The organism is Corynebacterium sp. LaCa54 (assembly GCF_046717495.1).
GTDB classification, from domain to species: Bacteria; Actinomycetota; Actinomycetes; order Mycobacteriales; family Mycobacteriaceae; genus Corynebacterium; species Corynebacterium kefirresidentii.
In genome coordinates this window covers 1,869,654-1,890,658 of record NZ_CP177115.1, presented here as the reverse complement: position 1 = coordinate 1,890,658, position 21,005 = coordinate 1,869,654, and the positions used below count along the sequence as shown (strand labels likewise).

General features: G+C 60.4%; 22 protein-coding genes. 18 read left to right on the top strand and 4 right to left on the bottom strand.

The window, feature by feature from the left end; genetic code table 11:
- Positions 1-341 precede the first annotated feature (341 nt).
- From obgE to ACLI1M_RS09105, 16 genes are all read left to right on the top strand, one after another.
- Entirely contained in the window at positions 342-1,874 is a 1,533-nt protein-coding gene (gene obgE, locus ACLI1M_RS09180) for a GTPase ObgE (protein ID WP_200288738.1), read from the top strand.
- A gap of 60 nt (positions 1,875-1,934) precedes the next feature.
- Positions 1,935-3,167, top strand: a complete 1,233-nt coding sequence (proB, locus tag ACLI1M_RS09175; RefSeq protein WP_034660157.1) for a glutamate 5-kinase — start codon at positions 1,935-1,937, stop codon at positions 3,165-3,167.
- A 33-nt stretch (positions 3,168-3,200) separates the two neighbouring features.
- Positions 3,201-4,130, top strand: a complete 930-nt coding sequence (locus tag ACLI1M_RS09170; RefSeq protein ID WP_200288739.1) for a D-isomer specific 2-hydroxyacid dehydrogenase family protein — start codon at positions 3,201-3,203, stop codon at positions 4,128-4,130.
- A complete protein-coding gene (locus ACLI1M_RS09165; protein ID WP_411706533.1) occupies positions 4,130-5,035 on the top strand; it encodes a D-isomer specific 2-hydroxyacid dehydrogenase family protein in 906 nt (301 codons plus the stop codon). Before ACLI1M_RS09170 ends, ACLI1M_RS09165 begins: the two co-directional genes overlap by 1 nt.
- Positions 5,035-5,370, top strand: a complete 336-nt coding sequence (locus ACLI1M_RS09160; protein ID WP_411706532.1) for a hypothetical protein — start codon at positions 5,035-5,037, stop codon at positions 5,368-5,370. The genes ACLI1M_RS09165 and ACLI1M_RS09160 overlap by 1 nt, the downstream gene beginning before the upstream one ends.
- Before the next feature lie 72 nt (positions 5,371-5,442).
- The gene (locus ACLI1M_RS09155; protein ID WP_411706531.1) at positions 5,443-6,711 is read left to right on the top strand and encodes a glutamate-5-semialdehyde dehydrogenase; all 1,269 of its coding nucleotides are present in this window, start codon (positions 5,443-5,445) and stop codon (positions 6,709-6,711) included.
- An 11-nt stretch (positions 6,712-6,722) separates the two neighbouring features.
- The gene (locus tag ACLI1M_RS09150; RefSeq protein WP_200288742.1) at positions 6,723-7,679 is read left to right on the top strand and encodes a cutinase family protein; all 957 of its coding nucleotides are present in this window, start codon (positions 6,723-6,725) and stop codon (positions 7,677-7,679) included.
- Positions 7,676-8,293 carry a nicotinate-nucleotide adenylyltransferase gene (nadD, locus tag ACLI1M_RS09145; RefSeq protein WP_023020946.1) on the top strand — a complete coding sequence of 206 codons (618 nt, stop codon included), beginning with the start codon at positions 7,676-7,678 and terminating at the stop codon, positions 8,291-8,293. Before ACLI1M_RS09150 ends, nadD begins: the two co-directional genes overlap by 4 nt.
- Before the next feature lie 146 nt (positions 8,294-8,439).
- Complete coding sequence (gene rsfS, locus ACLI1M_RS09140) at positions 8,440-8,883, top strand: ribosome silencing factor (protein WP_179387589.1); 444 nt, start codon at positions 8,440-8,442, stop codon at positions 8,881-8,883.
- 6 nt (positions 8,884-8,889) lie between these two features.
- Positions 8,890-9,588, top strand: a complete 699-nt coding sequence (locus ACLI1M_RS09135; RefSeq protein WP_200288743.1) for a histidine phosphatase family protein — start codon at positions 8,890-8,892, stop codon at positions 9,586-9,588.
- Positions 9,588-10,463, top strand: coding sequence for a DegV family protein (locus tag ACLI1M_RS09130; protein WP_248099575.1), 876 nt, complete (start codon positions 9,588-9,590; stop codon positions 10,461-10,463). The genes ACLI1M_RS09135 and ACLI1M_RS09130 overlap by 1 nt, the downstream gene beginning before the upstream one ends.
- 99 nt (positions 10,464-10,562) lie before the next feature.
- Positions 10,563-11,249, top strand: coding sequence for a ComEA family DNA-binding protein (locus ACLI1M_RS09125; RefSeq protein ID WP_200288744.1), 687 nt, complete (start codon positions 10,563-10,565; stop codon positions 11,247-11,249).
- Between the two features lie 18 nt (positions 11,250-11,267).
- Positions 11,268-12,680, top strand: coding sequence for a ComEC/Rec2 family competence protein (locus ACLI1M_RS09120; protein ID WP_248099576.1), 1,413 nt, complete (start codon positions 11,268-11,270; stop codon positions 12,678-12,680).
- Position 12,681: 1 nt separating this feature from the next.
- A complete protein-coding gene (gene holA, locus ACLI1M_RS09115) occupies positions 12,682-13,659 on the top strand; it encodes a DNA polymerase III subunit delta (RefSeq protein WP_411706530.1) in 978 nt (325 codons plus the stop codon).
- Between the two features lie 10 nt (positions 13,660-13,669).
- Positions 13,670-14,059, top strand: coding sequence for an ankyrin repeat domain-containing protein (locus ACLI1M_RS09110; protein WP_023020953.1), 390 nt, complete (start codon positions 13,670-13,672; stop codon positions 14,057-14,059).
- Positions 14,056-14,703, top strand: a complete 648-nt coding sequence (locus ACLI1M_RS09105) for a LysE family translocator (protein WP_248099577.1) — start codon at positions 14,056-14,058, stop codon at positions 14,701-14,703. Before ACLI1M_RS09110 ends, ACLI1M_RS09105 begins: the two co-directional genes overlap by 4 nt.
- Here the strand turns inward: ACLI1M_RS09105 and ACLI1M_RS09100 are convergent.
- A complete protein-coding gene (locus ACLI1M_RS09100) occupies positions 14,700-16,052 on the bottom strand; it encodes a type II restriction enzyme (protein ID WP_248099578.1) in 1,353 nt (450 codons plus the stop codon). The two genes, ACLI1M_RS09105 and ACLI1M_RS09100, sit on opposite strands and share 4 nt — an antisense overlap.
- Positions 16,045-16,887 (bottom strand): DNA adenine methylase, encoded by an 843-nt coding sequence (locus ACLI1M_RS09095; RefSeq protein WP_023020956.1) that lies wholly within the window; start codon positions 16,885-16,887, stop codon positions 16,045-16,047. The genes ACLI1M_RS09100 and ACLI1M_RS09095 overlap by 8 nt, the downstream gene beginning before the upstream one ends.
- A gap of 331 nt (positions 16,888-17,218) precedes the next feature.
- Between ACLI1M_RS09095 and ACLI1M_RS09090 the strand changes: the two genes are divergently transcribed.
- Positions 17,219-17,797 carry a TetR/AcrR family transcriptional regulator gene (locus ACLI1M_RS09090; protein ID WP_023020957.1) on the top strand — a complete coding sequence of 193 codons (579 nt, stop codon included), beginning with the start codon at positions 17,219-17,221 and terminating at the stop codon, positions 17,795-17,797.
- Between the two features lie 84 nt (positions 17,798-17,881).
- Here the strand turns inward: ACLI1M_RS09090 and rpsT are convergent, their stop codons facing one another.
- Together rpsT and ACLI1M_RS09080 are read right to left on the bottom strand one after the other, a co-directional pair.
- On the bottom strand, positions 17,882-18,145 hold the full coding sequence (gene rpsT, locus ACLI1M_RS09085) for a 30S ribosomal protein S20 (protein ID WP_023020958.1): 264 nt from the start codon (positions 18,143-18,145) through the stop codon (positions 17,882-17,884).
- 228 nt (positions 18,146-18,373) lie between these two features.
- A complete protein-coding gene (locus tag ACLI1M_RS09080; protein ID WP_248099579.1) occupies positions 18,374-18,910 on the bottom strand; it encodes a type II toxin-antitoxin system PemK/MazF family toxin in 537 nt (178 codons plus the stop codon).
- Positions 18,911-18,928: 18 nt separating this feature from the next.
- On the opposite strand from ACLI1M_RS09080, the gene lepA reads away from it, so the two are divergent.
- Positions 18,929-20,779 (top strand): translation elongation factor 4, encoded by a 1,851-nt coding sequence (gene lepA, locus ACLI1M_RS09075; RefSeq protein ID WP_023020960.1) that lies wholly within the window; start codon positions 18,929-18,931, stop codon positions 20,777-20,779.
- Positions 20,780-21,005: the final 226 nt, after the last annotated feature.

The following is a 21,005-nucleotide window of genomic DNA, read 5'->3' as shown; positions in this document are numbered from 1 at the left end:
CAAAGCTCTAGTGCCGGAACGTTTGCTGGTGCCGTGTTAGTGGGCCTGAAAATAAAGGCGGGAACGTTTTCAACAAACCTCGCTGAAGCTGAAGGAAGCGGGCGACTTCAATGTACTCTGAGCGGACCATAGCACCACGTTTGAGTTGTTCGGAGTATTTAGGCATGGTGGTACAGTTCATTTCTTCTCCACCAAGCGGGGTACTAGGTGTCTACCTAGCAAAATCCAAGCCCTCCTAATAAGAATATTCAATATTCACATTATGTTAAACGGTTGGAGTCCAGCCCAGGATACGCATTACACTGAGTAGGACAACTATTCAATGCACGGAGGATTTGACCATGGCACGTTTTATTGACCGCGTTGTCCTGCACCTGCAAGCAGGTGACGGTGGACACGGCTGTGTGTCTGTCCACCGCGAGAAGTTTAAGCCATTGGGTGGCCCGGATGGTGGCAATGGTGGTCACGGCGGTGACATCATCCTCGAGGTCTCTGAACAAATCCATACGCTTATGGATTTCCATTACCGCCCGCATATTAAGGCGCAACGCGGCGGCAATGGAGCCGGCGATATGCGTAATGGTGCTCGCGGCGAGGACCTGATTTTGGAGGTCCCGGCGGGCACGGTGGTCCGCACTGAAAAGGGCGAAACCTTGGCGGACCTTACCGTTCCGGGAACGCGGTTTGTGGCCGCAGAAGGCGGCTTCGGCGGACTAGGCAATGCGGCATTGGCCTCAAAGAACCGCAAGGCACCGGGTTTTGCTCTCCAGGGTGAGCCGGGCCAGGCCCATGATCTTATCCTCGAGCTGAAGTCCATGGCGGATGTAGGGCTGGTGGGCTTTCCATCGGCTGGTAAGTCCTCGCTTATCTCGGTTTTGTCGGCCGCGAAGCCCAAGATCGGTGATTACCCCTTTACTACGCTGCAGCCGAACCTGGGCGTGGTGGATATGGGAGATAGCTCCTTTACTATCGCGGACGTGCCGGGGCTTATCCCAGGCGCGGCCGATGGCAAAGGCCTAGGCCTGGATTTCTTGCGCCACATTGAACGCACGGCGGTGCTTGCCCATGTGGTCGATACTGCCACCATTGAGCCCGGCCGTGATCCCGTTTCCGATATTGAGGCGATGGAAAGTGAGCTGGCAAAATACCAAGGGGCTTTGCAGGAAGATACTGGTTTAGGGGATCTGCGTGAGCGCCCCCGCGTCATCATCTTGAATAAAGCAGATGTGCCTGAGGCCGAAGAGCTGGCGGAATTTGTCAAGGGTGATCTGGAAGAGAAGTTTGGCTGGCCTGTCTTTATTATTTCGGCCGTCGCTCGCAAGGGCCTGGATCCGCTGAAGTTCCGGCTCATGGATATGGTGACCGAGCATCGCAAGGCCCAGCCATTGCCAAAGAAGGATAAGAACCACACCGTTATCCATCCCAAGGCCCAGGGCCATAAGAAGCATACCGGTGTATTTGCTGATTTCACCGTGAAGGCCGACCCTGAGGTCGAGGGTGGCTTCATTGTTGAGGGCAAGAAGATTGATCGCTGGATTACCCAAACTGATTTTGAAAATGATGAGGCAGTGGGCTTCTTGGCGGACCGCTTGGCCAAGGCCGGCGTGGAGGAAGAGCTGCGCGAGCAGGGCGCTGTGGAAGGCTGTCCGGTGACGATCGGCGGCATTACCTTCGAGTGGGAGCCGATGACTGGCGGTGATCCGACGATGGCCAGCCGCGGCGAGGACGCCCGTTTGAAGGGCACTAGCCGCGTTTCCGCCGCCGAGCGCAAGCGTGCCTCTCAGGCACGCCGTGGTCTTATCGATGAATACGATTACGGCACCGACGAAGAGGTCACTCGCGAGGGTGCTAATCGGGATAGGTGGCAAGGCTAGCTCGGTAGGCCCCCTCTTCTTGGGGTGTATAAGAGGGGGCGCTTTGTAGACTCGGTTGGCATGTCTTCTGATCAACAGAAAGAGCCCATCCTTCCACTTCCGGTAGAGCCTTTTGACGGGCCTACCGCCGATACTCCCTTTCCAGAACCGCTCGATGAGAACCCGGTAGCGTCCGGTTTTGAATCTGAACTTCGCCACGAGATCGCGCACGCCAAGCGCGTCGTGGTCAAGATTGGTTCCTCTTCTCTCACGGATGAGAATTTCCGTGTTTCACAGGAAAAGATTGATCACATCGTCGATGCCGTTCATGCGCGCATGGGCCGCTCCGATGTCATTATCGTTTCTTCTGGTGCGGTCGCCGCCGGCATGGGGCCGCTCGGGCTGCACCAGCGTCCCACCGATCTGGCTACCAAGCAGGCCTCCGCTTCTGTAGGCCAGGTGCACTTGGCCTATGTGTGGGGCCAGTCCTTTGCTCGCTATCAGCGCACCATCGGCCAGGTTTTGTTGACTGCGTCAGATACTGGTCACCGCGATCGCGCCCGCAACGCGCAGCGCACCATTGATCGCCTGCGCCAGCTGCGTACCATTCCTATCGTCAACGAGAACGACGCCGTGGCTACCTCGGAGATGCACTTTGGCGATAACGATCGCCTCTCCGCGCTGGTGGCCAACCTGGTGGGTGCTGATGCGCTCTTCCTCTTCTCCGATGTGGATGGCCTGTATGACAAGAACCCGGCCGAGCCGGACGCTAAGTTCATCGATGAAGTGCGCACCGGCAAGGACTTGAAGGGCGTTGTAGCTGGCGATGGCGGCAAGGTGGGCACCGGTGGTATGGCCACCAAGGTCTCTGCAGCCCGCCTGGCAACCCGCGGCGGCATTCCGGTGCTGTTGACCTCCACGGATAATATTGGCCCCGCGCTTGCCGACGCCTCTGTGGGCACCGTCTTCCACACCCGCGAGGAACGCCAGCTTTCCGCCTGGAAGTTCTGGGCACTTTACTGCGCAGATACCGGCGGAGCCGTCCGCCTCGATGAAGGCGCTAAACAAGCCGTGACCGAGGGCGGTAATTCACTGCTGGCCGTGGGCATTACCGATGTGCAAGGCGAGTTCACCAAGGGCGAAATCATCGATATCCTCGGTCCGAATGGCGAGGTCATCGGACGTGGCGAAGTCCGTTTCGACTCCGAGGAACTGCACGGTATTAAGGGAAAGAAGATGGAAGAACTTCCTGAGGAGCAGCGCCGCTCAGTTGTTCACGCCGATTACCTCTCCAACTTCGCCTCCCGTATTTAAACCCAAGTCCCTGATTCCCCGTATGGTTGGGGCATGAAATATTTCATGGGTCCGGACACCTGGCAACCGATGGTAGAAGATATCGAGGCTGCCGGGCACGAACGCGTAAATAGCCTCGAAGATGCCGAGGTCTACATCAACAATGCGCCCAACCCGCGCCGCATCCCCGAGATGCCGGAGAACATCGGTTGGGTGCAGCATTGTTTTACCGGCGTAAACCAGCTCATTGATGCCGGCGTCATCACCCCAGACGGCGTACCGTGGTGCAATTCCGCCGGCGCTTTTGCCCAGCCGGTGGCCGAATCTGCACTTGGCCTGGCACTTTCACAGGCGCACCACCACAAAGCCTTCGCCCAGGCCGCTTCGTGGTCGGTAGCGCAGGAGCTGGATAAAACCCAGGCGTGGCTTTATAACCAGCAAGGACCGAAGAAGGTAGCGATCTTTGGCGCTGGGGGCATCGGCAAGCAGCTTATTATGCTTCTTAAACCGTTTGGAGTGCACATTACCGCGGTCAATCGCTCCGGCCGCTCGGTGGAAGGCGCCGATGAGGTCGTGCCCATGGATAAGGCCGACCACGTGTGGGGCTCGGCCGATTTCATTTTCTGTATCCTGCCTGCGACCAAGGACACCGAGGGGTTAATCGATGCCGCCGCCTTCCGCGCGATGAAACCCTCCGCCATCTTTATCAACGTCGGCCGTGGCAGCACCGTAGTAACCGACGATCTAGTGGCGGCCCTGCGCGATGGTGAGATCGCCGGCGCCGGGCTGGAAGTTATGGATCCCGAGCCACTGCCTGATGGCCATCCGCTCTATGAACTGCCCAATTGCACCATGACGCCGCACATGGCTGCTTCCGCGCACGTGGCGCAGTACCACCTGGGCGCTATCTTCAACGCCAATGCCGCGGCGTGGGAGAGGGGAGAGGCTATGCCCACCCGCGTCGATGTGGAGGCCGGCTACTAATGAAGTACGCGATGTTACCCACCCCGTGGGAAGAAACCCTGCAGGCACTCGATGCAGCCGGCCACGAGCGTGCCCCACTGGATGACGCCGAGGTTCTCATCTTCAACGGCGGTCCGGACGACTTCCCACAGCCCCTGCCACCGAGCGTGGTCCTGGTGCAGGTCCCCTTCGCTGGGGTGGACCACCTGCTCGACGTCATGCGTGATACCACCGCCCGCTGGTCTAATGCCGCCGGCTTGTATGACGCCACCGTGGCCGAATCCACCATTGCGCTCCTGCTCGCCCATTTGCATGCGCATAAACGCGTGGGAACCAGCTGGGATAACCGCGATGAGGTTGAGGACCACACCAGCTTCCTATTTGAAGATAAGACGGTAGCGGTGGTGGGCGCCGGGGGCATCGGCAAGCGGCTGATTCGCATGCTGGAAGCCTTCGGACCGCGCATTATCGCGATCAATCGCTCCGGCAACCCAGTGGCGGGTGCCGATGAAACCTTCGCCACCGCCGATATCGAGCGCGTCTGGCCAGCTGCCGACTATTTCGTGGCGCTTGCGCCGCTAACGGACGAGACCCACCGGCTTTTTAATGCCGCTGCCTTCCGTGCCATGCCCGATCACGCCGTGATTATTAACGTCGGCCGCGGACCACTGGTGGACACCGATGCTCTAGTCGAAGCCTTGCGGGCAGGGCACATCGCCGGCGCTGGCTTGGATGTCACCGACCCCGAGCCGCTGCCCGATGGGCACCCACTGTGGGACATGCCTAACGTGGTCATCACCCCGCACCTGGCCAACCCTCCCTATTCGGTGCGCCGGCGCATCGGCTCGCATACAGTACAGGTCATGGAGCGCTACTCCGCAGGTGAGGCAATCCCCACGGAAGTCGATATTCAGGCGGGTTATTAATGGACAACGCCGCCTCAAAAGACGAAACGCATCAGGGGAGCTCTTTTAATCCCACCGAAGCCGAGGTCGCGGATATGAAGGAGCGCCGGAAGAAGGTACAGGTGGTCGATTATGCTGCCTGGGCGGCCACCATTCTTTCCGTTGTGCTCGGCTATTTCTTCTTCCATTGGTCCTATTTCTGGGTTATCCCGATTATCTGTTTTGTATGCTCGGCTGGAGCCCGCCACGTTTATAACTTGAGCTATTACGAAGAGGAATACCTCATGTTCGAGCGGAAGGACGAGAAGCGCCGCCGCCGGGCATCCGACAAGCGGAGCCACGAGCTCGGCCAATAAGCAGACCACCGTGCGGGGGCTTGCCGCCCAACTGGCTGAAATGAACGTGGCCTTTCGTTAAGCTGGTATGGCATGAGCAACACTGAACGTGAAGAAGTTCTGTCCAAAGCCCGTGCTGCCAAGGATGTCGCGCCTACAGTGGCGCAGCTGTCCACGCCGCGCAAGAATGAGATCTTGCAGCACGCAGCCGAAAATCTTATTGCCCACACCGAAGATATTCTTGCCGCCAATAAGCAGGATATCGACGCCGGCCGCGAGCGCGGCATGTCCGAGTCCCTTATTGACCGCCTGTCTCTCGACGCCGCGCGCGTGGAGGGCATTGCCGGTGGCCTGCGCCAGGTAGCCGGCCTGCAGGACCCAGTAGGGGAGATCCTGCAGGGTCGCACCATGGATAACGGAATCCAGATGAAGCAGGTGCGCGTGCCGCTCGGTGTCATGGGTATGGTCTATGAGGCCCGCCCCAACGTCACCGTGGACGCCTTCGGTTTGGCCATCAAGTCCGGCAATGTGCCGCTATTGCGTGGCTCCAAGTCCGCCCGCAACTCCAATGCCAAGCTGGTAGAAATTTTGCAAGATACCCTCGCCGAGTTTGATCTACCCCGCGAGGCCGTGCAGCTTTTGCCGTGCGAGACGCACGATTCCGTCCAGGACCTCATCACCGCCCGTGGTCTGGTGGACCTGGTTATTCCGCGTGGTGGTGCAAAGCTTATTGAGGCCGTCGTTACTGGCGCCACCGTCCCCGCCATTGAGACCGGCACCGGCAATTGCCACTTCTACGTGGATGCCTCTGCAGACATTGATAAGGCCATCGACATGGTCATCAACGGCAAAACCCGCCGCACCTCCGTGTGCAACTCCACGGAGTGCGTGCTTATCGACGCCGCTTTGGATGACTCCGTCAAGCTCCGCATCATTACGGCGCTGCAGGATGCTGGTGTGACCATCCACGGCGACGTCGCCGAGCTCGAGGCCTTCGGCGTCAAGGACGCCGTGCAGGCCACCGATGAAGACTGGCGCGAGGAGTCACTATCTATGGATATCTGCGCCAAGGTGGTCGACGGCGTAGATGGCGCTGTCGCGCACATCACCGAGTTCACCACTGGCCACACCGAGGCCATCGCCGCGCAAGACGCCGATGTCCTAGTGAAGTTCGGCAACGAGGTGGATGCCGCCGCGGTGATGCTCAATGCCTCTACCGCCTTCACCGATGGCGAGGTCTACGGCATGGGCGCCGAAATCGGCATTTCCACCCAGAAGCTGCACGCCCGTGGCCCAATGGCGCTGCCGGAGCTCACCTCTTCTAAGTGGATCCTGCAGGGTACAGGTCAGACCCGTCCATAATTCTCCCCGCCATGATTCGATCTGCTTTCTTCCGTGCCGCCGTCGCCCTAAGCGCCTCGGCGGCGCTTGCCGTTTCTATAGCCCCCGCCGCCGCCACCGCGAATGCTGCCCCCGTCGTGCCCCAGGCAGCAGCACAATCCGCCCCATCGCCGCAGCCTGCTGGGTGTCCCGAGTTCGTTGTTTTGGCTGCTCGTGGCTCCGACCAGAATGAGGAATACGGCGAGTATTTCGGACCGCAGCAGTATTCGCCGCATGCCGCGCCGTCGAATGGCTATGAAGGGGCAAACCTCTCCGCGCTTTTTCATCTAGTGGAAAAACGCCATCCCGGCACGATGGATAAAGTCCATGTCCTCGCCCTTGACCCCCAGGCATACCCGGCGTCAATGAACCTGCCGCCGCTGGCGCAGGAAGGTGAGCAGTTGAATCCGCTCCAGCTTATTCGCCGCCTCGGTGGGGTAGTGATGGAGCATCCGTTGCACGAGCTGGCGTATTCGGTCACCGTTGGTTTTGTACATAGTTTGCGCACCGGCATGGCCAACGCTCCGCGCGTGGTGGAAAAGTATGAGCGCGAAACAGGCTGCCAGCCGCGCTATATTACGGCTGGCTACTCCCAAGGCGCCATTGTCGCTACCAGCGCGGAGCGCTACCTTGCACAACGAGGCAAGCTCGCGGGGGCAGTTTACCTGGGCAATCCCCTCAGCCGTCCCCACGGTATGGCGGGCTGGCTACCGCAGCGTTTGCTCTTACAACCTGCGGCATTGCCGGACTCGCGCCGGCTTAACTATTGCCTGGACGGAGACTTCGTTTGCGACCTGAACCTCGCCTCCGCCCACGACGCGTTGGCTACCAAGGCGGCTCGCCATGCTTCTTATTTTGTAGAGCCCTCGCTTGGCGACGCCGCTTTTGCCGACTCCCTCGCCACCTTGCTTACTCCCTCCTCGGCCGGGGACTATAATCACCACCCATGACTAGCCCACAGCGCATTGGCATCATGGGTGGCACCTTTGACCCCATCCACAATGGTCACTTGGTAGCCGCCAGTGAGGCCGCGCATCGCTTTGCCCTCGATAGCGTCATCTTTGTGCCCACAGGTCAGCCTTGGCAGAAGTCTCACCGCGAGGTCACTGCGGCCGAGCACCGCTACTTGATGACGATGGTGGCAACCGCATCCAATCCGCGTTTTACCGTCTCGCGGGTAGATATTGACCGCGAGGGGCCTACCTATACCATCGATACGCTGCGGGATCTGCGTAAGCTTTTCCCAGAAGCGGAGTTCTATTTCATTACCGGCGCCGATTCTCTGGCCTCCATTATGAGCTGGCATAACTGGGAAGAGATGCTGGAGATGGCGCACTTCGTGGGGGTTACCCGCCCCGGATACGAATTAAGCGCTGATATGCTGCCTGCCGATGCGCAAGAGGATATTGACCTCATCGATATCCCCGCCATGGCCATTTCCTCCACCGCGTGCCGCGAGCGCTCTGCCCAAGGCCAGCCCGTGTGGTACCTCGTACCGGATGGAGTGGTGCAGTACATCACCAAAAACAATCTCTACGGTCCCAACCCGGACAAGCCCCTGTAGAAACTTTCACGGCCTTTCCCAGATTTTGGGCACGGGCCTGCTAAACGTGCAAGAATAGATTCTCACTAGAGATAGTTCATTTCGAATGCACTCAGACGCGAAAAGGGAATTTATACACATTGTCTACTTCTGATCTCGCCCGCAGCATGGCAGAAACCGCGGCACACGCGGCGCAAGAAAAGTTAGCCACCAATATCGCGGCTATTGATGTCTCCGATGTCCTCGCAATTACTGAGGTCTTCGTGCTGGCTTCTGCAGATAACGAGCGCCAGGTGGGCTCCATTGTGGATGAAGTCGAAGATGAGATGACCAAGCAGGGTTTTGAACCGCAGCGCCGTGAAGGCAACCGCGAAAATCGCTGGGTGCTGCTGGATTATGGCAATATCGTCGTCCACGTCCAGCGCAATGACCAGCGCGAGTTCTACGGCTTGGACCGCCTTTACCATGATTGCCCGGCACTGGAGATCGAGGGCATCGAAGCCCCAGAGCGGCCGGGTGAATGGACCAATGGCGTCAACCCACGTGAGGTTGATTCCATCGATGAGCTCCCACTGGCCGATAAGGTCCCAGGTGAGGACGAGGAGCTTTAAACCCATATGAGTCGCCGCCTGATCCTGATCCGCCACGGACAAACTACCTATAACGCCACCGGCCGCATGCAAGGCCACTTGGATACCGAGCTGTCTGAGCTGGGCTATGAGCAGGCCCGCGCTGCCGCGCGCCTGCTCCAGGATCAGGGCGTGTCCAAAATCGTTGCCTCCGATCTCATTCGTGCGAAGGAAACCGCCCGCGTCGTCGCCGAAGCCCTCGGCGTGGACTTCAGCACGGATGCCCGCCTGCGCGAAACTCACTTGGGCCAGTGGCAGGGCAGAACCTCTGCTGAGGTAGATGCGGAGTTTCCAGGCGCGCGCGCCATTTGGCGCCACGATCCCACCTGGGCCCCGCCGGAGGGGGAGTCTCGCGTGGACGTGGCTGAGCGTGCCCGCCCCGTCATCGATGAGCTCATGGAAGACTTTGCCGGCTGGGACGCCGGCCCCGTCCTCATCGTGGCCCATGGCGGGGCCATCTCGGCGCTTACCTGCCACCTGCTTGGCCTTGACCACGCGCAGTACGGGATCCTTTCGGGGCTGAAGAATACCCACTGGTCGCAGCTGACTGCTCGCCCGGACTTTAACCCGGCAGCGCCGCTGTCCTCGCTAGACTTCACCCCAGATAATGTGGGTAATGCCCAGTGGTACTTCGACGGTTGGAATATGGGCGGCGAGGTCACCGGGGATGGCGGGGCGGATATCTAGTGGCGGTTCGCGTCATTACGGATTCCGCTGCGGGCCTGCCCCGGGAGCTGGCGGAGCAGCTATCCATCACCGTCATTGACCTCCACCTCATGGAACGCCACGGCAAGGATGGCTTGGAGCAATCTACTTCGGGATTAAGCGCGCTGGAGCTGGCAGCCGCCTATGGCCGCGAAATGGAGCGCTCTCAGGATGATGGCGTGGTGGCCATACACCTATCCAAAGAGCTTTCTTCCACCTACTCCGCCGCAGTTACTGCTTCGGGCGTTTTCCCGCACACGGTGCGGGTGATTGATTCCGGGTCGGCCGGCATGGCGATGGGTGCGGCCGCCATGTCCGCAGCCAAGCTCGCCTCCCGCGGAGCCGGCTTGGAGGAGTGCTACGCTGCGGCCATGGACACCCTCAAGCGCGCGGCTACCTGGGTGTACTTGCATTCCACGGAGGATCTGCGCCGCTCCGGCCGCCTTTCGCCGGCCACAGCCGTGTTATCTACGGCGCTTTTGGCCACCAAGCCGATCATGTCGATTAACCGCGGCAAGCTGGAGCTGGTGGGAAAAACCCGCACCCAGACCAAGGCTTTTACCAAGCTAGTAGACCTCATTGCCTCCCGCGCCAACGGGGAGCCGGCCTTCGTGGCCATCCAGCACAACCACGCCGAAGGCGCGGCCGCCAAGCTGGAGGCGCTGCTTGAAGCGGCCCTGCCGCAGGGCTCGTCCTTTATCTGCACCCCGCTTAACGACGTCCTCTCCGTCCACGTCGGCCCCTCCGCCATCGGCGTATCTGCGGTGTTTAGCTCGGAGCCCCCCGCCGATCCAGCGCATCCTCACACGCGTGGTCGACCACGCGCCTTCCCACCGCGCCGTTCTGTGGATAACTAGGCCCAGTGCGCCGGGTTCGTTGACGTCCCCAACGAGTTATCCACAGCCCGCCTTCGCTGTACCTACTGCCTTAGCGCCCACGCCTTTATTCTCAGCGCCATGGCGGCACCCAAGATTAGCGAACGACTCCGCGAATTTACCCAACCCACCGGTGAGGAAGAGCTCCTCGCCGTCGATTATCCTCGCCCGCGTCTGCGCATTAGCCCGTGGCAAGCCTGCGCCGTGGCGGTCATTCTCGTCGTCGGCGTGGTGGCGTGGCTTGGCATCAACGCCCGCTCCGATGAATCCTCGGGCATGCCCGAGCCTGCGGCAATAAGCGGTGATTCTGGCACTGCACCCAGTGCAGAGCCCAGTGAAATCATCGTCTCTGTCATTGGCGAGGTGGCCGAGCCCGGCTTGCAGACCCTCGAGCCCGGCGCGCGCGTCGCCGATGCCCTCGACGCCGCTCAACCCCTTCCCGGTGCAGACACAATCGCGCTCAACCATGCCCAGCGGCTTTCCGACGGCCAGCAGCTCCACATCCTTCCCTCCGGCGCCGCCCCACCTCCCGCACCCGGCGAACCAGCCCCATCCGGCGGAAACGGCATCAGTACCGGCGGCGTGAGCCTGAATAACGCCACCGCGGAGGAACTTACAGAACTCAAGGGCGTTGGTGAGGTCACCGCGCAAGCTATCGTGGCGTACCGCGAGGAACATGGCGGCTTCCAAGATATTGAGGAATTACTCGAGGTCACCGGCATCGGACCGGCGAAGCTAGCGCAGCTTAAAGACCAGGTCCAGCTCTAAGCTGAGTACGAGCACGCGATGCGAGAACTGCGGCTCGTCCCCGGCGCGGCCACCGCTTGGCTGGCTGTCATTGCTGTGCTGCTAGGCGGCCGTGGCTGGGCAATCTTTATCATTGCGGCGGTCGTCGGGTGCTGCCTGATCGCCCGCCAATGGGGCCAAGCGCTATTTTCCGGAATGGTCGCGACAGCCGCGGCGCTGGTTGCCGCGGTGCGCCAGGCCCGTGCCGCTGCGTTCGACCTCGGCACCGAGGTTACCGGCCGCCTGACCACCGCGCCGACGCAGACTAGCACGGGCGGCTGGCTGCTCAAGCTCAAGGTGCCAGGGTATCCGACTCAACTGCCGGTCTTTAGCTCGGAACCGGTCCCGGCCGCTGCGGGCGCCGAACTCACGGCCAGGGTGGAGGTGAGGGAGTCGGATAGGGCGGGCGTCGGAAAGCTCAGCGCCACTGCCACAGACGTGCAGGTAACCGGTGAGCCCGAAGGCCTAGCCGGCTGGGCGGCCCACGTGTCCGACACATTTCGCGCGCTGGTTGTAGATACCCTCGGTCCTTCCAGCCAGGGCCTGATTCCTGGCATGGTGCTCGGCGATACTAGCCTGCAAAGCTCTTCAGAGCGCGACCTGTATATCATCACCGGCCTTTCGCACTTAAGCGCAGTTTCCGGTGCAAATGTCGCCATCGTGTGCTCCGCCGCAGCCATGGTCTGCGCCGCCTTCGCGCTGGGGCCACGCGCCCGCGTGGCCGCCTCCCTGTGCGCCCTGGCCACCTATGTTGTGCTCGTGGGCTTTGAACCCTCCGTCCAGCGCGCGGCCGTCGCTGGGGTAGTGGGCCTGCTCGCCGTGCTCAATTCCACGCGCATGGAGCCGATTCATGCCTTAAGCCTCGGCATTATCGCCTTGCTCTTCGTGGATTCCGACCTCGCCGTGCACTTTGGCTTCGCCCTTTCCTGCGCGGCGACGCTCGGCATCGTGGCGCTTAGCCCGCTCATTTATAAACACTTGGCCACAACCGGCTGGCCCGCCATTTTTCTGCGCGCGGTCGCTGTGGCCATTGCCGCCGATATCGTTACCCTGCCGCTAGTCGCACTCATGTCCGGCGAAGTCTCCGTGGTCTCCGTGTTGGCCAATATCCTGGTTGAGCCCGCCACCGTGCCGATTACCATCGTGGGGCTTATCGCCGCCGTCTTAGCCCAGCTCGGTCCACTCGATGTGCTAGGTGCGGGCTTGCTGCGCCTTATAGAACCCTTTTCGTGGTGGATTAATACCATCGCCCACGGCGTGGCCCACCTTCCGGTGGTCACCATCCCCGCTAGCCCGCTTTTTACGCTGCTGGCCTACGCCTGGATCATTGCCGGCCTCCTCTATCACCGCCCCTGGCTGACTCTGGCGCTGACGCTAGCGGGCATCGCCTGGCTCGGTGTGGCGGCAGGTTAGAATGGCGAGCATGCCTCCAGTACACCTCATCCTCGGCGACGATGAATTCCTCACCGAACGCGCCCGCCTGCAGATTCAGCGTGCCGCGGCCGAGGAGAGCGGCCCAACCGGTACTCGCCCCGAGCTGACCAAGCTTAAAGCTTCCGAAGTCTCCGAGGGCGAAATCCTCGAGGCCACTAGCCCCTCTCTTTTTGGAGATAGCCGCGTCATCGTCATCAGTGACTGCGAGCGAGCCGGCAAGGAAGTAGTCGATATCATCCTGCGTGCCTGCGCGAACCCCGCGCCGGGCATGACCATGGTCATCATCTACTCCGTGACGGCCAAGACCCTAAAGAAAAAGAAGAAGCAACCTGAACTGGTGGCCAAGCTGCGCAAGATTGCCGAGGTTCACGAAGTCTTCTCGCTCTATCCCAATGAGCTGGGGCAGTGGGCCACCCGCGAATTCTCCTCCCACGGTGTGCGCCCGACCCCGGACGTCATCCATGCCGTGCTCGAAGGCGTGGGCTCTGACCTACGCGAGCTGGCCTCTGCCATCTCCCAGTTGGTGTCCGATACCGGCGGCAACGTCACCCGCGAGGCCGTGCAGAACTACTACGTCGGCGTGGCCGAGGTTGCCAATTGGGATATTGCCGATGCCGCCGTTGCCGGCCGCGTCGAAGCCGCCGTGTCCACCTGCCGCCGCGCCCTGCAGCTTGGCGCCAGCCCCGTGGCGATTGCCGCAGCGCTAGCCAATAAGGTCGGAGCCGTAGCCCGCCTGTATTCCGCCCGCGGGGACCAGTATTCTTTAGCTAGCCAAACCGGCCTAGCGCCCTACGTGGTCAAGATGACCCAGCCGGTGGCTCGCCGCTGGTCCGCCGATAATGTCACCAAGGCCGTCATCCTCGTCTCGGAACTCGATGCCGCCGTCAAAGGCCAAGGCGGTGAGCCCGAATTCGCCATAGAGGCGGCCCTCAAACGAGTCGCGGAACTGGCGCGATAAGCTAGAAGCTATGTCTGAGACGCAAGTGCAGGAATTCGCCGGTCGGCTCTTTGACATGGCACGCGAGGGCAGCTTGGACCTCCTGGCCTATATCGACCACGGCGTAAATATTGACCTCGTGAACCAGGACGGCCAGTCCTTCCTCATGCTCGCGGCCTATCACGGCCACGCCGAGCTGGTTACCGCACTTGCTCGCGTCGGCGCGGACGTTAATCTGCTCAATGACCGCGGTCAATCACCCCTGGCCGGTGCCATTTTCAAAAAGGAAGATGCGGTCATCGACGCCCTCTTGGCCGCCCACGCCGACCCTGCCGCCGGCCATCCCTCCGCGCTGGAGTCTGCCCGCATATTTGGCCGCGAGGACCTCATCCCGCGCCTAGAAAGCGAGGCAGGGGAGTGACCTGGACGTCCTTTTTCACCCTCTTGTTGATGAATCTGGTGGGCGTTGCTTCGCCCGGACCCGACATTATTTTGGTGACCCGCTACGCCACCCGCTCGCGGCGCCACGCCATAGCCGCAGCCGCCGGCATCCAAATCGGCGTGCTCTTTTGGTGCACCGCCACCGTTTTCGGCGCCGCAGCGCTGCTGACGGCTTTCCCAGAAATCCTCGGCGCGGTACAGGCCATCGGCGGCTGCTTCCTGGTATTTATGGGTTCGCGCGCCTTGCGCAGCGGCATCGCTCAGCGCGCCAACCCGCCGGTGGATCTGGAAGACGCCGCCGCGCAACTCGGGCGCCTACGCTCTGCCTTCAAGGTCGGATTAGCCACGAATATGTCCAACCCGAAAATCGTGCTTTTCCTCGCCGCGATGATCGCCCCGCTGCTTCCCGCCAGCCCTCCCATCTGGTTGGCCATCGGGTTGACGCTGTCCTTATCGCTTTCGGCCTTCCTCTTTTTCCTCGTCGTTGCCACAGTAATTTCTACCAACGCCGTGCGCCGCAAGCTCATCGCCGCTGGTCCGTGGATCGATATCGGCTCGGGCCTGTTTTTCATTATCGCCGGCATCGTCCTTATTGTCTCCGGCGCGCAGAACCTCCTGCACTAAAACAGCCGCGGCATTCCCTCCGCCACCGTGTCGAGCACCCACTGGGTCCAGCGGGCGACGGTGGAGGCGCGCCGCCGGGACGTCGCTAAGCTCAGGCCCAGGTCATCCATCGCCGCAATAATTTCCGCGGTGCTGGCGACCGCGCCGCGAGCCAAGCTGAGTTCGAGCACCTCGCGAAATACCCGCCGCGCCGCCAACGTCCGTATAAGCGCCGCATTTCGGGCATCGCGCTGCGGCTGCTCGATAATTCTCCTCCCGCGCTCGGTGGGCTCCCAGGCCTCATCCACCGGCACCGCCAACCCCAGGTAGCGCGCGGCGTTGGCATAATAGTCCGCCTGCCGCGGATCGAAATCATAGCGCTGAGTAATCTCTGCCTTACTCAGCGGCTGCAGCGCCATGAGCTCCAAGAGGTTGACCACCCGCTCAAAGTTATTGGCCTGCGGAAAGGGCACCTCCGGCTCGGCCTCAGGCTCCACCGCCCGAACGATATTCAGCGCCGCCTGCGCATCCAGGTGCGAGGCCGACAGTGCGTAGCGGGCGCTATCGACCAGCGCAATGCTGCGAAAATCGGCCGGATCCCTAAATTCATAGCGGTATAAATGGAAAATGCCATTGGAATACACCAGGTAGACCGGCACCACTTCCTTTGCCAGGCGCTGTTGGAAGCGCCGGTAGGGAAAATAGAGCTGCCGGATATTGAAATCATCCGAAAGGTGATTTTTCGCCTCCACCAGCACTAGATGCTCGAGCGATTCAAAACCGCCGTCGATTTCCATCTGTGCGCGGTCCACCGCCACCTCCACGCCCAGGTCCGGTAGCCGCACCTGCATCTCGCGCGTGGACATGCGGCCTGCCACCGTAGCTTGCAAAGGCCCGCAGGCCAGAAAATCTTCTAGCATCCCGCTTGCCGACGCCCCATTTAACGCCACCGCCTCCGAGCTCACCCCCTCCAACGAGAGGGTATCTAGACCCGCTGGCAGCTGCAGCGTACGTACCTCCCCGCGCTGTGCCTGCGGAAACTTCTCGTAGAGGTTGAACCGACCCACCAAGTATTCGCTGCGGCTTACCGGCACGATGCCGAGCTGCAGGCGCTGAAAGATCCAAGGCCGCGAGGTGGAAAAATCATGCTTGGCCATCAACCGTGGCTGCCGAGCAGAGATCCTCTCTACTTCCCGCGCGCTGATGAAAAAATACCCGCGCCGTTCCAATTCTTCGCCGTAGCCAGCCGCCAAGATGCGCAGCCAACCCCAGTCATTAACGCCTAGCTTCACCGACTCCGGAACGCCAAAACGTGCCCGCAGCTCCTCCTGCAGCTCCCGCCCCGCGTGCGCCTTCGGCCCGCTAGTCACCGCTGACCTCATAATTGCGCACCAGTACCTCATCGACCTTGCCGCGCTTCGAAGCGACGGAATTGATCGCCCGCGTTGCCCCCACGATGCCTACCTCATAATCCGCATAGAGCTCTCGGATGAACTCGGTGGCCGAATTCGACAGCAGAAACTTTGCCCCGCGTTCGTCCAACTCATCGCAGACCTCTTTGAGCCGTTCTTGCTCCGCGCGGTCAAAGCCGCCCTTTTGATAGCCGGTAAACGAGCTCGTCACATTGACTGGGTCATAGGGCGGGTCGAAATAGACAAAATCGCCTTCGCCTGCTTCTGCCACCGCTGCGGCGAAATCGCCTTGGGAAAAGATCACCTCATTTTCCGCAAAATAGCGGTGCACCGCACGCAGCGTGTCTTCATCGCAAATGGTGGGATTCTTATAGCGCCCGAACGGCGCATTAAATTGACCTGCCGTATTCACGCGATACAGACCGTTATAGCAGGTGCGGTTGAGATACAGCGTTCGTGCAGCACGCTCGATGGGGGAGAGGGCGGCAAACCGCTTCGCATCCCTGTCCACTGCGCGCAGCGCATAGAAGAACTCCGCCTCATTGGGATAGCTCACGAGTTCTGCAATGAGCTCGTCGACGCCGCCGCGTACCACCTCATATAGGTTGATGAGCTCAGCATTGAGATCATTGACCCGTGCGCTTGCTGGTTGGAGCGAGAAAAGCACCGCGCCGCCACCGATGAAGGGCTCATAAAACCGCCGCGGGACATCCGCCGGTAGGGCGGCGTGGATATGTGGCAAGAGCTGGCGCTTTCCGCCCGCCCATTTCACCAGTGGCTTAACGTTTTTCATCGTTGACTCATCTTAGCGGCCCTACCCGACACGAGCACCATTGGGCTTTCGAACGTGCGGGCGGATAACTGGAGCGGAGGGCTGGCCGTACAGGTACTTTGGTTGTCTAACATCACAGCTTTGTTAAATAGTTCTATGACGGGCCTAAACGTACGGCCATGCCGGTAGTAAATTCTTCCCGTGCGCACGGCTGTTTCCATAGTCGAATATTAGGTAATAAAATCACCCCAAACGCCTTAGTTTGTAGGGAAATACCATTTTCACCTAAAGATTTAAGGGTTTAGAAAACGAAAGTAAGGCCCTTAGAGCGTCGGGACAGAAAGGGGCATTTATGCCGCGTATATCACAAATCCGAGTCGCTGCGCTCAACCTCGTCATCGAAGCCGGATACGGCGGGTTTACTATGGAGGAACTCGCCCAAAAGGTAGGCGTTTCCCGCCGTACCCTTTTTAATTACATAAAAGACAAAGAATCGGCAGTTTTAGGTCCCGAATTTTCGGAGGAACTAGAGCACCAATTTCAGAATTTCGCCGCCGGACTGCCCACCGGAAGCCTGCGCGAAGATTCTGAAATCGTGGCCAAAGCCGTATTTGACCGCGCCGTGGGTGATGAGTTCTTCCCCGAAATTTCCCAGCTGACGGCCAAGGCACTAGCTAAGGATACGAAGCTGCGTGCCCTGTATTACCAGCGCAATAGCCGCACTATTGAGCGCCTCCGCCAAGCCGTGCAGGCCCGTGAGGGTTGGAAATCCTCCGATCCGCGCCTCACGCCGACCGTCAACATCATCCACACCCAGTTTCTGACCGCCTTCGAGATTTTTGTGGAAACCCGTGGAGGAACGTCGCTTAGTGAAGCCTTCCGCAACGCCGGCGCCATCTTCGAAGATTATTTCAACGACGAACTGGCCTAAGCCTCACTGCTCGGGTCTACGCTAAGAAAATCCCCCGGTGCGCTCCGTAGAGTGCGACCGGGGGGATTGTCAGTGCAATGGCTCTTAGTCCATCTTATTGAACGCGGAAGCCATGCCGGACTTCTTGTTGGCTGCAGTGTTGCGGTGGAAGACACCCTTGGACACGGACTTGTCCAGGGCGCGAGATGCCACGCGCAGCTGCTTCTCAGCTGCAGCCTTGTCGCCAGTGGCAACGGCCTCGCGGAACTTGCGGATCTCGGTACGGACGGCGGAGCGAACGCCCTTGTTGCGGCGGCGTGCCTTCTCGTTGGTGATAACGCGCTTCTGCTTGGACTTGATATTTGCCATGAAAAGATACCTCTTAGTAATCGAAAGTGATTGACATAGAAACCGACCTGCTCGGACTATTCCCGCGGCCAGCAATCGCTGGCACGCTCGGCGCTGGTATTCGAAGAGCGAACCCAAGGTCCTGCCCGCCCCGACCAACGCGCCCGGCAAGTAAGTAACCAACATACAATAGCAGTACCGAACCCGACCTGCCAAAACTCTCAGCATGGTCGCCGTCTGTGCGACTGGTTAGGCCCAGTGGTAGCGCGCGCGTAACCTATTCGCGATTCTTTCGAACCGGCGTTCGGGAAAAAGTGTGCCTTGTCGGCGCACCTGCTCTTCGGAAACCTCCAGCAAGCGGTCGAGGCGCACCCAGCAATCGCACCCGGATTCGTCCCACTCGCCGGCGCCGATTTCCAGCCAGGCGTCGTCAAGCGCATGCTTCGGGTTGGGGGAGATAAGCAAACCCATCACCGTGTTGCGCGTGCGGCCGACAACCAGGATGGCGCGCTCACGCGGCGGGGCCTGCTTGCCTTCGGCCGGGGCCCATACCCAGACCACCTCGCCGGAATCAGCCTGGCCATCCATATCGGGGGAGAAAAATATGGAGCGGGGGTGAGAGGCGGTGGCCTCGACTCGGATATCAGCGGCCTTACGCGGCTCGTGGAACTCGTCCGACCTATCCAGCCCCAACCGGGAATTAATGCGGGTCAGGCCGGTGTCTATAGGCTCGCGCTCGCTGATTCCCAGCGCTTGGCGCAGTCGGGTGAGCATGGCGCTTTTCATGTCGACTATTGTAGACGTATGTCTGAAAACTTTGCGGCCACGACGTTTACGGATCCCGCCCGAATCCGAAACTTCTGCATTATTGCTCACATCGACCACGGCAAGTCGACGCTGGCGGACCGCATCCTGCAGCTATCCAAGGTGGTTGCGGAGCGCGATATGCGTGACCAGTTCCTCGATAATATGGACATCGAACGCGAACGCGGTATCACCATTAAGGCGCAGAACGTACGCCTGCCCTGGGTACCCCAGTCCGGTCCGGACGAAGGGGAGCAGATCGTCCTCCAGATGATCGATACCCCCGGCCACGTGGACTTTACCTACGAGGTCTCCCGCGCCCTCGAGGCGTGTGAGGGTGCCATCTTGCTTGTCGACGCCGCCCAGGGCATCGAAGCCCAAACCCTTGCCAACCTGTACCTGGCGATGGAAAACGACCTGGAAATCATCCCGGTCCTCAATAAAATCGACCTGCCGGCCGCCGACCCGGAAAAGTACGCGCTGGAAATCGCCAATATCATCGGCTGCGAGCCAGAAGAGGTCCTGCGCGTATCCGGCAAGACCGGCGAGGGTGTGGTCGAGCTGCTGGACAAGGTCTGCGAGTTGGTGCCGCCGCCGTCCTCCGAGTTCGACGCGGATGCGCCGGCCCGCGCCATGATTTTTGACTCCGTCTATGACACCTACCGCGGCGTTGTCACCTATATCCGCATGGTCGATGGCAAGCTCACCCCGCGCCAGAAGGTCACCATGATGTCGACCAACGCTAACCACGAGCTGCTCGAAATCGGCATCGTGTCCCCCACGATGCAAAAGTGTGAAGGCTTGGGCCCCGGCGAGGTGGGCTACCTCATTACCGGCGTAAAGGACGTGCGCGAGACCAAGGTGGGCGATACCGTCACTTGGTCCAACGGCGGCGCCGAAACTCCGCTTAAGGGCTATAAGGACCCGGACCCAATGGTCTATTCCGGCCTTTTCCCCATCTCCCAGGCCGATTTCCCAGACTTGCGCGATGCTTTGGAAAAGCTGCAGCTTAACGACGCCTCCTTGACCTTCGAGCCCGAAACCTCCGTCGCCCTCGGCTTTGGTTTCCGCTGCGGGTTCTTGGGCCTATTGCATATGGAAATTACCCGCGACCGCTTGGAGCGCGAGTTCGGTCTCGACCTAATTTCCACCGCGCCGTCGGTGACCTACCGCGTGGTGGCCGAAGACGGCGAAGAAAAGTGGGTTCACAACCCGTCGGACTGGCCGGAAGGAAAGCTTAACGAGGTCTACGAGCCGGTGGTGAAGATGACCGTCATCGTGCCCGAGCAATTCGTCGGCCCCACCATGGAGCTCTGCCAGTCCAAGCGCGGCCAGATGGGCGGCATGGATTACCTTTCCGAGGACCGCGTGGAACTGCGCTACACCATGCCGCTTGGTGAAATCATCTTCGACTTCTTCGATATGCTCAAGTCCCGCACCAAGGGCTACGCCTCGTTGAACTATGAAGAGGCCGGCGAGCAGCTCGCGGACTTGGTCAAGGTCGATATCCTGCTCAACGGCGACCCGGTCGACGCCTTCTCCGCCATCGTCCACCGCGATTCCGCCCAGTGGTACGGCAATAAGATGACCAAGAAGCTTAAAGAGCTCATCCCGCGCCAGCAGTTCGAGGTGCCGGTGCAAGCGGCCATTGGTTCGAAGATCATTGCCCGCGAGAACATCCGGGCCATGCGCAAGGACGTGCTGGCCAAGTGCTACGGCGGCGATATCTCCCGTAAGCGCAAGCTGCTGGAGAAGCAGAAGGCCGGTAAGAAGCGCATGAAGACGCTGGGCTCCGTCTCGGTGCCGCAAGAGGCTTTCGTGGCTGCGCTGTCTACCGACGCCGACGATTAACCCCGTACCCCCTATTGGCAAAGTGGAGCCGAATAGATTCTTAACATTTCGTTAACGGCTCCCGGGGTGCGGCCGGCAAAAGTTCAAAGTGAGCTGCTTCTATAGGGCGTCCCCACGGCCGGGGACGCCCTTTTAATCTAGTTGCAGTCGGTGTTTTGGCGGCGTTAAATTTCGATTCGAAAGCGACCGATGACTCGCCTGGTGAGCCACAGCCACTTTCGACCTG